Below are 11,998 nucleotides of genomic sequence, written 5' to 3' on the forward strand. Positions count from 1 at the left end.
GCCGAGCACCCCGCGCACCCCCGGGCCGCGGCGCGGGGGTGCGCGGGGTGCTCGGCCTGCTGCGCGAGCCGCGCTGGCGGCGCGGGCTGGCGCTGGCCGTGGCGGTGGCCGTGGTGTGCGTGCTGCTGGGGCAGTGGCAGTGGCACCGCCGCCAGGCGCGCCTTGCCGCCAACGCCCCGCTGGTGGGCAACTACGACGCCGCCCCGGCCGACGTGGACGTCCTGCTGCCGGCGGACGGCCGTCCGCTGGCCGCGCGCGACGCCTGGACGCCGGTGCGGGTGAGCGGCACCTACGACGCCGCGGCGACCGTGCTGGTGCGCAACCGCCAGCACGAGGAGTCGGTGGGCTACGACGTGCTGGTGCCGCTGCTGCTCGAGGACGGCACCGCCCTGGTCGTGGACCGCGGCTGGGTGCCCGCCGGCAGCACCAGCAGCGCCCCGGACGCGGTGCCCGCCGCGCCCACCGGGACGGTGAGCGTCACCGCGCGGGTGCGCCCGTGGGAGCCGGCGCGGCGCAGCGCCGCGCCGCGCGGCCAGGTCGCCTCGATCGCCGCGGGACCGGTGGCCCGCGCCACCGCCGACGCCGGCGCGGCGCGGCTGCGCGGCGGGTACGCGGTGCTCTCCGCGGAGGAGCCCGCCCCGGCGCAGGTGCCCGCGCGCGCCGGGCGGCCGGAGGTCGACGAGGGCCCGCACCTGGCCTACACGGTGCAGTGGTACGGCTTCGCGCTGACGGCCCTGGTGGTGTGGGTGGTCGCCGGGCGCCGGGAGCTGCAGGCCCGCGCACCGCAGGCGGGTGCCGTGCCCGCCGGCGCCGGCCCGGGCGGGGACCCCGGCCACGGGGCTCCCGGCGGGGGCGCTCCCGGTGACGGGGACGCCGGCGGGCGTGGCCCGGGCGGTCCCGGCGGTGCCCGGCGGCGGCGCCCGGTGCGGGCGGGCAGCGACGAGGAGGCCGAGGACGCGGAGGTGGAGGCCGGGGTGCGCCCGGGGCGCTGACCGGCGTGGGTGCACCCCCGCTCGACGGGCGGTCATGCTGCGTGTATCACCCGCCACACTGCGCAACAATGTGCTCATGGACCTTGGCCTCAGCGACCGCGTCTACATCGTCTCCGGTGCGTCCACCGGCCTGGGGCTGGCGTGCGCGCGGCTGCTGGCCGACGAGGGCGCGCTGCTGGTGCTCTCCGCCGGGGACCCGGAGGAGCTGGCGTCCGCGGCCGGGTCCATCGGGGCGCCGGAACGGATGCTCCTGGTGCCCGGCGACATCGCCGAGCCGGGCACCGAGACGAGGTTGGCCGCCGCGGCCAACGCCCGCTTCGGCCGGCTGGACGGGGCGGTGGTCTCCTGCGGCACCCCGCCGACCTCCTCGGTGCTGGAGGCCAGCGACGCCTCCTGGCGCGAGGCGTTCGAGGCCAGCGTGCTGGGGCCGCTGCGGCTGGCGCGCTCCGTGGCCAAGGCCGCCACGGGCGAGGGCGCCTCGCTGGTGATGCTGCTCTCGAGCACCGTGCGCAGCCCCGCCCAGGACGCCGGGGTCGCCAACGGCCTGCGCCCAGGGCTGGCGATGGCCGCCAAGGCCCTGGCCGACGAGCTCGGCCCGCGCGGCATCCGCATCAACAACCTGCTGGTGGGGCGGGTGGAGGCGGAGTCGCCGCTGGAGTTCGAGGAGCCCGGCTCCCTGGACGGGGCGGCCGTGGAGGCCGTCCCGCTGCGCCGCGCCGGGCTGCCCGACGAGTTCGCGCGCGCGGCGGTGTTCCTGCTCTCCCCCGCGGCCTCGTTCGTGACGGGCGCCTCCCTCACCGTGGACGGGGGCGCCGACCGCTCGCTGTGAGCAGCCGGCACCCGCGCCCGCGGTGCGGGCTCAGCCGGCGTGCTGCTCGGTGTCGGCCTCGTGGCGCTGCTTGGCCCGACCGCGCGTGGCGCCGCCCCTGCTGCGCAGCGACACCTCGCTCTCGCTGAGCAACCGGTGCACGAAGCCGTACGAGCGCCCGGCCTCCTCCGCCAGCGCCCTGATGCTCTTGCCCTCCGCGTAGCCCTTCGACAGCTCTTCCGCGAGCTGCGAGCGCTCGGCTCCGCTCAACCGGGATCCCCGCTTCACAGCCTCGGTCACAGCGACCTCCTCGACGTCGTCTCCGGCCCCACCATGGTCACCACCTGTGGCGGGATCGGCCAGTCGAAGCACCGGGCAGGAGCGCGCCGGGGCGCGGACGGGGCGTGCGCGCAGGGCGCGGGCGGCGGGCCGGGGCCCGCCGCCGGCCCGGATCAGGCCAGCGAGACCAGCTCGGCGTAGGAGGCGTTCCACAGGTCCTCCACGCCGTCGGGCAGCAGCACCACCCGCTCGGGGCCGAGGGCCTCCACGGCCCCCTCGTCGTGGGTGACCAGCACCACGGCCCCCTCGTAGTGGCGCAGGGCGTCGAGGATCTCCGCGCGGCTGGCCGGGTCGAGGTTGTTCGTGGGCTCGTCCAGCAGCAGCACGTTGGCGCTGGAGACGACGAGCGTGGCCAGGGCCAGGCGCGTCTTCTCCCCGCCGGAGAGCACCCCGGCGGGCTTGTCCACGTCGTCGCCGGAGAAGAGGAAGGAGCCCAGCACGGTGCGCACCCGCGTGTCGTCCAGGTCCGGGGACGCCGAGCGCATGTTCTCCAGGACCGTGCGCTCGTGGTCGAGCGTCTCGTGCTCCTGCGCGTAGTAGCCGACCTTCACGCCGTGCCCGGGCACGATCCGGCCGCTGTCGGGCTGCTCGACGCCGCCGAGCATGCGCAGCAGGGTGGTCTTGCCGGCGCCGTTGAGGCCCAGGATGACGACGCGGCTGCCGCGGTCGATGGCGAGGTCGACGGAGGTGAAGATCTCCAGCGAGCCGTAGGACTTCGACAGCCCCTGGGCCATCAGCGGGGTCTTGCCGCAGGGCGCCGGCTTGGGGAAGCGCAGCTTGGCGACCTTGTCCTGGACGCGGGCCTCCTCCAGCCCGCCCAGCAGCCGCTCGGCGCGCTTGGCCATGTTCTGCGCGGCGACGGCCTTGGTGGCCTTGGCGCGCATCTTGTCGGCCTGCGCCATGAGGGTGCCGGCCTTCTTCTCGGCGTTGGCGCGCTCGCGCTGGCGGCGCTTCTCGTCGGTCTCGCGCTGCTTGAGGTAGTTCTTCCAGCCCACGTTGTAGACGTCGATCGTGGCGCGGTTGGCGTCGAGGTGGAAGACGCGGTTGACCACGACCTCCAGCAGCTCCACGTCGTGGCTGATGACGATCAGGCCGCCGGCGTAGTTCTTCAGGTGGTCGCGCAGCCACGCGACGGAGTCGGCGTCGAGGTGGTTGGTCGGCTCGTCCAGCAGGAGCGTCTCGCTGGCGGAGAAGAGGATGCGGGCCAGCTCCACGCGGCGGCGCTGGCCGCCGGAGAGCGTCTTCAGCGGCTGGTCGAGGATGCGGTCGGGCAGGTTGAGGTTCGCGCAGATGCGCGCCGCCTCGCTCTCGGCGGTGTAGCCGCCCATGGCCACGAAGCGGGCGTCGAGCTTGGTGTAGCGGTCCATCGCCCTGTCGCGGACCCGGGCGTCGTCGCTGGCCATGTCCTGCTCGGCGCGGCGCAGGCGCGTGATCACCTCGTCCAGTCCGCGGGCGGCGAGGATGCGGTCGCGGGCGAGCATCTCCGGGTCGCCGGCGCGGGGGTCCTGCGGCAGGTAGCCGATCTCCCCGGAGCGGCTCACCGAGCCGGAGGCCGGCTGGCCCTCCCCGGCGAGCACCTTGGTCAGGGTGGTCTTGCCGGCGCCGTTGCGCCCCACGAGCCCGATGCGGTCTCCCGGGGCCACGCGGAAGCTGACGTGCTCCATGAGCAGTCGTGCCCCGGCTCGCAGTTCGATGTCGGTGGCGACGATCACGTGGGCAGCTCGCAGCGATGAGGTGGGGCGGGGACACCCCCATGGTACGGCGCGTCAGGACCCTGCCGCCGCGGACGGTCCCGCGCGGGCCGCGCGGTCGGCTAGCGTCCCGCCCATGGTCCCCCCCGCTCCGCGGCCGGCCGCTCCCGCGCGCCCCGGCGCCCGCGGCACCGGCGTGCGCCGCCCGGTCAACCCCGCCACCGGCACCGCCCTCGTGGCCGTCTTCGCGGCGCTGCTGTGCGCGCTGGCGGTGGCCGGCGCCGTCCCCGTCGGCGTGCTGGCCGTGCCGATCACCCTGCAGACCCTCGGCGTGATGCTGTGCGGGGCCGTGCTGGGCCCGTGGCGCGGGGCCGCGGCGGCGCTGGTGTACCTGGTGCTGGGCTTCGCGGGCCTGCCCGTGTTCGCGCAGGGCGGCAGCGGCCTGGGGGTGCTGGCGGGCGCCAGCGCGGGCTTCCTGCTCAGCTACCCGCTGGCCGCGCTGGTCGTGGGCGCCGTGGTGCGCCCCGCCGCCCGCGCGGGCCGGCGCTTCGAGGTGCCCGGGCTGGTGGTCGGCTGCCTGCTGGGCGGCATCGGCGTCGTCTACGCCGGCGGGGTGCCCGGCATGGTCCTCAACGGCGGGCTCGACGTGGCCACGGCCGTCAAGGCGTGCCTGCCCTTCCTGCCGGGCGACCTGCTCAAGGTGCTGCTGACGGTGGTGGTCGCCGCCCCCGTGCTGCGCGCCTTCCCCCGCCTGCACGCCCGCGGGTGACGGCGGGCCCGACGCCGCGGGCGGCGCTGCGCGCGCCCGCGTGATCCGGCTGGACGGGGCCTGCGTGCGCGCCGGCGAGCGGGTCGTGCTGCACCCGCTGGAGCTGGAGCTGACCGAGGCGTCGGTGGCGCTGGTGGGCCCCAACGGCTCGGGCAAGTCGACCCTGCTGCGCCTGCTCAACGGCCTGGTGCTGCCCTCGGAGGGGGCGGTGAGCGTGGACGGCCTGGACACCGAGGCGGACCTGGTGCGGGTGCGCCGGCGCGTGGGGTTCGTCTTCCCCGACCCCGACGCCCAGCTCGTGATGCCCACGCCGGTGGAGGACGTGGCCCTCTCGCTGCGCCGCACCGGCGTGCCGCGGCGCGAGCGCGCGGCGCGGGCGCGCGAGCTGCTGGAGCTCCAGGGCCTGGGCGCGCTGGCCGACGCGGGGGTGCGCGAGCTGTCCTCCGGTCAGCGCCAGCTGCTGGCGCTGACCGCGGTGCTGGCGACCGAGCCGGCCGTGCTGGCGTGCGACGAGCCGACCACGCTGCTGGACCTGCGCACCGCCCGACGGGTGGCGCAGGTGCTGCTGTCCTCCCCCGCCCAGCTCGTCGTGGCCACGCACGACCTGGCCCTGGCCCGGCGGGCGCGGCGCGCGCTGTGGCTGGAGGCCGGGCGCGTGGTCGCCGACGGCCCGGCCGGCGAGGTCGTGGCGGCCTACGCGGCGTCGGCCTGAGGATGGGCTCGTGAGCGGTCGGTGGGCGCTGGGGCGCCGGGCCCGGTGGCGGCGGCGCGGGCTGGACCCGGCGCCGCCGCTGCTGGGGCGCTACGCGCCCGGGGACTCGGTGCTGCACCGCGCCGGGGCCGGGGCGAAGCTGGCCGGCCTGGCGCTGACGGCGCTGGCCGCGGGCCTGGTGCGCTCGCTGGCGCCCCCGGCGCCGGCGGCGGCGGTGCTGCTGGCGCTGGCGGCGGGCGTGGCGGCGCTGGCCCTGGCGTGCGGCTTGGGGCTCGCGCACCTGCTGACGCAGCTGCGCCGCCTGGCGTGGGTGCTGGTGCTGCTGGGGGCCGCCCAGTGGTGGCTGGAGGGCCCTGTGCGGGCCGTGGTGGTGCTGACGGCGGTGGTGGTGTGCGTGTGGGCCGCGGCGACGCTGACGGCCACCACGCCGGTGGCGGTGCTGCTGGACGCGGTGGTGGCCGGGTTGCGCCCGCTGCGGCGCGCGGGGGTGCGCCCCGGTCGGGTGGCGCTGCTGCTGACGCTGGCGGTGAGCAGCATCCCGGTGGTCGCCGGCCTGCTGGCGCAGTCGCGGGCCGCGGCCGCGGCCCGGGGCCTGGAGCGCGACGTGCGCGCGGTGCTGGTGCCGACCGCGGTGCGCACCGTGGCGCACGCCGAGGCGCTGGCCGAGGCGCTGGCCGCCCGCGGGCTCGACGACGGGCTCAACGACGAGCTGGAGGACGAGCTGGACGACGAGCTGGAGGACGAGCTGGACGACGAGCCCGGCGGGGAGCCCCGCGGGGCCGGACGCGCCGAGGGGGCGCGCACCGGTGGACCGGTGAGCGCCCCCTCGGGCGGCGGGTGGGCTCGGCTCAGACGTTGAAGCCGAGCGCGCGCAGCTGCTCGCGCCCCTCGTCGGTGATCTTCTCCGGGCCCCACGGCGGCATCCAGACCCAGTTGATGCGGTGCCCGGCGACGACGTCGGCCAGCGCCTGCTGCGTCTGGTCCTCGATGACGTCGGTCAGCGGGCAGGCCGCGCTGGTCAGCGTCATGTCGATGGTCGCCACGTTGTCGTCGGAGACGGTCAGACCGTAGATCAGGCCCAGGTCGACGACGTTGATGCCCAGCTCGGGGTCGACGACGTCCTTGAGGGCCTCCTCGACCTCCTCCAGGGGGGTCGGCACGGGACCGGCGGCCGCCCCGGCGGGGGCGGTCCCGGTGGTTTCGGTGGTGTCGCTCACGACGACCTCCAGGTCTCGGGCGCGGGTGTCAGGCGCGGGTGAGGAACCGGTCGTAACCGGTCTCCTCGAGGGAGTCGGCGAGCTCGGGCCCACCCTGCTCGGCGACGCGGCCGTCGACGAAGACGTGCACGAACTGCGGCTTGATGTAGCGCAGGATCCGCGTGTAGTGCGTGATGAGCAGCACGCCGGGGCCGGTGCTGGCCAGCGAGCGGTTCACGCCCTCGGAGACGATCTTCAGGGCGTCGACGTCCAGGCCGGAGTCGGTCTCGTCCAGGACCGCGAACTTCGGCTTGAGCAGCTCCATCTGGAGGATCTCGTGGCGCTTCTTCTCGCCGCCGGAGAAGTGCTCGTTGACGTTGCGCTCGGCGAAGGTCGGGTCCATCTTCAGGTCGTCCATCGCCTGCTTGACGTCCTTGACCCAGGTGCGCAGCTTCGGCGCCTCGCCGTCGATCGCGGTCTTGGCGGTGCGCAGGAAGTTCGACACCGTCACGCCGGGGACCTCGACGGGGTACTGCATCGCCAGGAAGAGCCCGGCGCGGGCGCGCTCGTCCACGCTCATCGCCAGCACGTCCTCGCCGTCCAGCGTGATCGAGCCGCCGGTGACGGTGTACTTGGGGTGGCCGGCGATGGAGTACGCCAGCGTGGACTTGCCGGACCCGTTGGGGCCCATGACCGCGTGCACCTCACCGGACCCGATGGTGAGGTCGACACCGCGGAGGATCTCCTTGGTGCCGCCGTCGGCCTCGTCGACCGTGACGTGCAGGTCGCGGATCTCCAGCGTGGGCATCAGTTCTCCTCGGTGCTGCTCGTGCCGGCCAGGTCGGTCGCGGCGAGCTCGGTCTCGATCGTGGTCATGAGGCGCTCGGAGATCTCCGGCACGCCGATGCGCTCGACGATGCTCGCGAAGAAGCCGCGCACCACCAAGCGGCGGGCCTCGTCGGGGGTGATGCCGCGCGCCTGCAGGTAGAACAGCTGCTCGTCGTCGAAGCGCCCGGTCGCCGAGGCGTGCCCCGCCCCGACGATCTCGCCGGTCTCGATCTCCAGGTTGGGCACGGAGTCGGCGCGGGCGCCGTCGGTGAGCACCAGGTTGCGGTTCAGCTCGTACGTCTCGGTGCCCTCAGCGGCCGCGCGGATGAGGACGTCGCCGATCCAGACGGCGTGCGCGCCGTCGCCCTGCAGGGCGCCCTTGTACTCCACGTAGCTCTTGCAGTTCGTCGCCTCGTGGTCGACGAACAGGCGGTGCTCGAGGTGCTGGCCGGCGTCGGAGAAGTACACGCCCAGGGCCTGCGCGTCGCCGCCGGGGCCGGCGTAGCGCACGTTGGTGGACAGGCGCACCGCCTTGCCGCCGAGGCTGACGGCGATGTGGCGCACGCGCGCGTCGCGGCCGACGAGCACGTCGTGCTGGCCGACGTGCACGGCGTCGGCGTCCCACTCCTGCAGCGTCACCACGGTCAGGTCCGCGCCGTCGCCGACGCGCACCTCCACGCCTCCGCGGTGCGCGCCGGAGCCGGTGTGGCTGATCACGACGAGCGCCCGGGCGTGGTGCCCGGCCTCGACGACGAGGTGGCCGGAGGTGGTGGTGCCGGCGGTGCCGCGCACGGCCACGAGCACGGGCGCGTCCAGCTCCGCCTCGGCGGGCACGGACACCAGGTGCGCCTGCGCGGTGGCCGCCCAGCCGGTGACCGCGGCGCGGTCGCCGGGGGTGAACGCCGTGCCGGCGCCGACCTCCTGCAGCGTGCCGGTGCGGTGCACCACGGCGTCCGGGCCGCTGACCTCCACGGCCGCGGAGCCGGCCGGGGCCGCCTCGAAGAGCGGGGCGAGCTCGCGCAGCGGCGAGAACTTCCACTCCTCCTCGCGGCCGGTGGGCACCGCGAAGTCGGCGACGTCGAAGGACGTCACGCGCTCGGCGCGGCTGGCGTCGGGCACGACGCCTGCGCCGTGGCTGTGGGCCCGGGCGGTGTTGACGGGCGAACCCGCCGCCGGGTCGGTGGTCGTCTCGTCGACGGCGGTCATCAGCCGACGGCCCCTTCCATCTGCAGCTCGATCAGGCGGTTCAGTTCCAGCGCGTACTCCATGGGCAGCTCGCGCGCGACGGGCTCGATGAAGCCGCGCACGATCATGGCCATGGCCTCGTCCTCGGCCATGCCGCGGCTCATGAGGTAGAAGAGCTGGTCGTCGCTCACCTTCGACACGGTCGCCTCGTGCCCCATGACGACGTCGTCCTCGCGGATGTCGTTGTAGGGGTAGGTGTCCGAGCGGGAGATGGTGTCGACGAGCAGGGCGTCGCAGCGCACCGTGGAGGCCGAGTGGTGCGCCCCCTCCAGGACCTGGATCAGGCCGCGGTAGGAGGTGCGCCCGCCGCCGCGGGCGATCGACTTGGAGACGATCGAGCTGGCGGTGTGCGGGGCGGCGTGCACCATCTTGGCGCCGGCGTCCTGGTGCTGGCCCTCGCCGGCCATGGCGATGGACAGCGTCTCGCCCTTGGCGTGCTCGCCCATGAGGTAGACCGCCGGGTACTTCATCGTCACCTTGGAGCCGATGTTGCCGTCGATCCACTCCATGGTGGCGCCCTCGGCGGCCGTGGCGCGCTTGGTCACCAGGTTGTAGACGTTGTTCGACCAGTTCTGGATGGTCGTGTACCGCACGCGGGCGTTCTTCTTCACGACGATCTCCACGACCGCGGAGTGCAGCGAGTCGCTCTGGTAGATCGGCGCGGTGCAGCCCTCGACGTAGTGCACGTACGAGCCCTCGTCGGCGATGATCAGGGTGCGCTCGAACTGGCCCATGTTCTCGGTGTTGATCCGGAAGTAGGCCTGCAGCGGGATGTCGACGTGCACGCCCGGCGGCACGTAGATGAACGAGCCGCCCGACCACACCGCGGTGTTCAGCGAGGCGAACTTGTTGTCGCCGACGGGGATGACGGTGCCGAAGTACTCCTTGAAGAGCTCCTCGTGCTCGCGCAGGCCCGTGTCGGTGTCGACGAAGATGACGCCCTTCTCCTCCAGGTCCTCGCGGATCTGGTGGTAGACGACCTCCGACTCGTACTGCGCGGCCACGCCGGCGATGAGGCGCTGCTTCTCCGCCTCGGGGATGCCCAGGCGGTCGTAGGTGTTCTTGATGTCGGCCGGCAGCTCGTCCCAGCTGGTGGCCTGCTTCTCCGTGGAGCGCACGAAGTACTTGATGTTGTCGAAGTCGATGCCGGTGAGGTCCGAGCCCCAGTTGGGCATGGGCTTGCGGGCGAAGAGCTTCAGCGCCTTCAGGCGCAGCTGCAGCATCCACCCCGGCTCGGACTTCTTCGCCGAGATGTCGCGCACGACCTCCTCGGAGAGCCCGCGGCGCGCGCTCGAGCCGGCGGTGTCGGAGTCGGCCCAGCCGTAGCGGTACTTGCCCAGGCCCTCCAGCTCCGGGGGCCCGGCCAGCTCCTGCGTGGTGTCGGACACGGTGTCGGTCACGGTCGTCGTCCTTCCGTCGGCGTCCGGCTCCCCGCGGCGGGGGCGGAGAGGTGGTCCTGGTTCGCGGTCCGCCCGGCGGGCGACGGGGCGGGCCCGCCGTCCTGCTCGTGCGGCACGAAGGTGGTGCAGACGTGGTCGCCGTGCGCCAGGGTCGCCAGGCGCTGCACCCGCGCGCCGAGCACGCGCTCGAAGGCGCGGCGCTCGGCCTCGCACAGCTCGGGGAACGCCTCGGCCACCCGGCGCACCGGGCAGTGCCCCTGGCACAACTGCGTCCCCTCGGCCGCTGTTCCGCGGCCCACGGGGCGGGCGGAGGCGGAGTGGCCCTGCGCGGTCAGCGCCTGGGCCAGCGCCTGCACCCGCTCGGGAGCGGGGGCGGCGGGGTCCACCGCGGCGGCCAGCCGCTCGCCCAGGGCGCTGAAGCGCCGCTCGGCGAAGTCGGCGACCGCCCCGGCCCCCTGCACCTCGGCGAGGTGGCTCAGCGCGGCCAGGGCCAGCTCGTCGTAGCCGGAGGCCATCGCGTCGTGGCCGGCGCTGGAGACGACGAACTCGCGCGCCGGGCGGCCGCGGCCGCGGCGGCGGCCCGGGCTCGGCTCGCGCGACTCCAGCACGCCGTCGGCGACCATCGCGTCCAGGTGGCGGCGCACCGCGGCGCCGGTCAGGCCGAGCGAGTCGGCCAGGCGGGCCGCGCTGACGGGGCCGAGCTCGGCCACGGCGGCGTGCACGCGGGTGCGCGTGCGCAGGTCCGCCGCGCTCTGCTCACCCCCGGGCCGCGGGGGTGAGGTCACCCTCACCAATTCCACAACGTCCATGTTACCTAATTCCCCGGTGCCCCTCGAGCGGGGGTCCCCCCGCGCGCGGGTGAGACGGGTCACCACGCTCGGGCGCGAGGGCTACTACCGGGGCTCGTAGACTCGTGCCCCGTGGCAGCCGCCTCCCCCTCCCCCTCCGCCCCCGCGCCGGGCGACGCCGCGGACCTCGCGGTCGAGGCGCGCGGGCTGCGCAAGGCCTACGGCGGCACCGCCGTCCTCGACGGGCTGACCTTCACCGCCCGCCGCGGCCGCGTCACCGCCCTGCTGGGACCCAACGGCGCCGGCAAGACCACGACCGTCGCCTGCTGCGAGGGCCTGCGCCGCGTCGACTCCGGCACCCTGCGCGTGCTCGGCCTGGACCCCGCCACCGGCGGCGCGCAGCTGCGCCCCCGCGTGGGCGTGGTCCTGCAGGACGGCGGGCTGCCCACCGGCGCGGGCGCCCTGGAGGTCCTGCGGCACGTCGCCGGCCTGCACAGCGACCCGCTGCCCGTCGGCCCGCTCGCCGAGCGCCTCGGCCTGCTCTCCTTCGCGCGCACCCGCGTGCGGCGCCTGTCCGGCGGCCAGCGCCAGCGCCTGGCGCTGGCCTGCGCCCTGGTCGGGCGCCCCGAGCTGCTCTTCCTCGACGAGCCCAGCGCCGGCCTGGACCCGCAGGCGCGCCTGGCCGTGTGGGAGGTCGTGCGCCAGGCCCGCGACGCCGGCGTCGCCGTGCTGCTGACCACCCACCTCATGGAGGAGGCCGAGCGCCTCGCCGACGACGTCGTCGTCGTCGACCACGGCCGCGTCGTGGCCGCCGGCTCCCCCGAGGAGCTCACCCGCGGCGCCGCCGCCCTCGTCTTCAGCGCCCCGCAGGGGCTGCCCACCGCCTCCCTGGCCTCCGCGCTGCCCGCCGGCGCGGTCGTCACCGAGACCGAGCCCGGCCGCTACCTCGTCAGCGGCGTGCCCGCCGACCCGCGCACCGCCGCCACCGTCTCCTCCTGGTGCGCCACCCACGACGTGCTGCCCCAGGGCCTGGGCGCCGCCCGCCGTACCCTCGAGGACGTGTTCCTCGACCTCACCGGCCGGACGCTGCGGTGAGCGGCGCCGGCGTGGCCGCCTCCCCCGGGCGCAGCGGGGCCGCCGGCGAGCGCGCTCCCCGGCCCGCCCTCGACCTCAGCCCCCGCGGGACCGCCGCCCCCTTCGCCCGGCGCACCCTGCGCCAAGCCGGCCTCG

Annotated in this window: 13 protein-coding genes; 6 read left to right on the forward strand and 7 right to left on the reverse strand. The window is 75.6% G+C overall.

From position 1 onward, the window contains the following. Both GTR00_RS05290 and GTR00_RS05295 read left to right on the forward strand, forming a co-directional pair. A partial coding sequence (locus GTR00_RS05290; protein WP_205705107.1) for an SURF1 family cytochrome oxidase biogenesis protein occupies positions 1-992 on the forward strand: 992 nt, incomplete at its 5' end. 76 nt (positions 993-1,068) lie between these two features. Then, on the forward strand, positions 1,069-1,821 hold the full coding sequence (locus GTR00_RS05295; protein ID WP_166610598.1) for an SDR family oxidoreductase: 753 nt from the start codon (positions 1,069-1,071) through the stop codon (positions 1,819-1,821). A gap of 30 nt (positions 1,822-1,851) precedes the next feature. Here the strand turns inward: GTR00_RS05295 and GTR00_RS25565 are convergent, their stop codons facing one another. Both GTR00_RS25565 and GTR00_RS05305 read right to left on the reverse strand, forming a co-directional pair. After that, on the reverse strand, positions 1,852-2,100 hold the full coding sequence (locus GTR00_RS25565; RefSeq protein ID WP_166610590.1) for a helix-turn-helix domain-containing protein: 249 nt from the start codon (positions 2,098-2,100) through the stop codon (positions 1,852-1,854). Between the two features lie 152 nt (positions 2,101-2,252). Further along, positions 2,253-3,851 (reverse strand): ABC-F family ATP-binding cassette domain-containing protein, encoded by a 1,599-nt coding sequence (locus tag GTR00_RS05305; RefSeq protein WP_166610591.1) that lies wholly within the window; start codon positions 3,849-3,851, stop codon positions 2,253-2,255. Positions 3,852-3,966: 115 nt separating this feature from the next. Here GTR00_RS05305 and GTR00_RS05310 point away from each other — a divergent pair, with 115 nt between their 5' ends. The 3 genes from GTR00_RS05310 to GTR00_RS05320 are packed head-to-tail and all read left to right on the forward strand — an operon-like array spanning position 3,967 to position 6,170. Then, positions 3,967-4,599 (forward strand): biotin transporter BioY, encoded by a 633-nt coding sequence (locus GTR00_RS05310; protein WP_166610592.1) that lies wholly within the window; start codon positions 3,967-3,969, stop codon positions 4,597-4,599. A gap of 40 nt (positions 4,600-4,639) precedes the next feature. Continuing rightward, positions 4,640-5,311 carry an ATP-binding cassette domain-containing protein gene (locus GTR00_RS05315; protein ID WP_323132226.1) on the forward strand — a complete coding sequence of 224 codons (672 nt, stop codon included), beginning with the start codon at positions 4,640-4,642 and terminating at the stop codon, positions 5,309-5,311. A 10-nt stretch (positions 5,312-5,321) separates the two neighbouring features. After that, on the forward strand, positions 5,322-6,170 hold the full coding sequence (locus GTR00_RS05320; RefSeq protein ID WP_166610593.1) for a CbiQ family ECF transporter T component: 849 nt from the start codon (positions 5,322-5,324) through the stop codon (positions 6,168-6,170). Here the strand turns inward: GTR00_RS05320 and GTR00_RS05325 are convergent. From GTR00_RS05325 to GTR00_RS05345, 5 genes are read right to left on the reverse strand one after another with little or no spacing between them, the layout of a single operon-like run. Further along, complete coding sequence (locus tag GTR00_RS05325) at positions 6,160-6,528, reverse strand: metal-sulfur cluster assembly factor (RefSeq protein ID WP_323132227.1); 369 nt, start codon at positions 6,526-6,528, stop codon at positions 6,160-6,162. The two genes, GTR00_RS05320 and GTR00_RS05325, sit on opposite strands and share 11 nt — an antisense overlap. Before the next feature lie 28 nt (positions 6,529-6,556). After that, positions 6,557-7,315, reverse strand: a complete 759-nt coding sequence (sufC, locus tag GTR00_RS05330) for a Fe-S cluster assembly ATPase SufC (RefSeq protein WP_166610594.1) — start codon at positions 7,313-7,315, stop codon at positions 6,557-6,559. Beyond that, positions 7,315-8,541, reverse strand: a complete 1,227-nt coding sequence (sufD, locus tag GTR00_RS05335) for a Fe-S cluster assembly protein SufD (protein WP_166610595.1) — start codon at positions 8,539-8,541, stop codon at positions 7,315-7,317. The genes sufC and sufD overlap by 1 nt, the downstream gene beginning before the upstream one ends. Then, positions 8,541-9,968 carry a Fe-S cluster assembly protein SufB gene (gene sufB / locus GTR00_RS05340; protein ID WP_166610601.1) on the reverse strand — a complete coding sequence of 476 codons (1,428 nt, stop codon included), beginning with the start codon at positions 9,966-9,968 and terminating at the stop codon, positions 8,541-8,543. Before sufB ends, sufD begins: the two co-directional genes overlap by 1 nt. A gap of 8 nt (positions 9,969-9,976) precedes the next feature. Next, complete coding sequence (locus GTR00_RS05345) at positions 9,977-10,765, reverse strand: helix-turn-helix transcriptional regulator (protein WP_323132229.1); 789 nt, start codon at positions 10,763-10,765, stop codon at positions 9,977-9,979. Positions 10,766-10,900: 135 nt separating this feature from the next. Here GTR00_RS05345 and GTR00_RS24815 point away from each other — a divergent pair, with 135 nt between their 5' ends. Further along, the gene (locus GTR00_RS24815) at positions 10,901-11,863 is read left to right on the forward strand and encodes an ATP-binding cassette domain-containing protein (protein WP_166610597.1); all 963 of its coding nucleotides are present in this window, start codon (positions 10,901-10,903) and stop codon (positions 11,861-11,863) included. Positions 11,864-11,998: the final 135 nt, after the last annotated feature.

The organism is Kineococcus indalonis, from assembly GCF_009906395.1.
Lineage (GTDB): Bacteria > Actinomycetota > Actinomycetes > Actinomycetales > Kineococcaceae > Kineococcus > Kineococcus indalonis.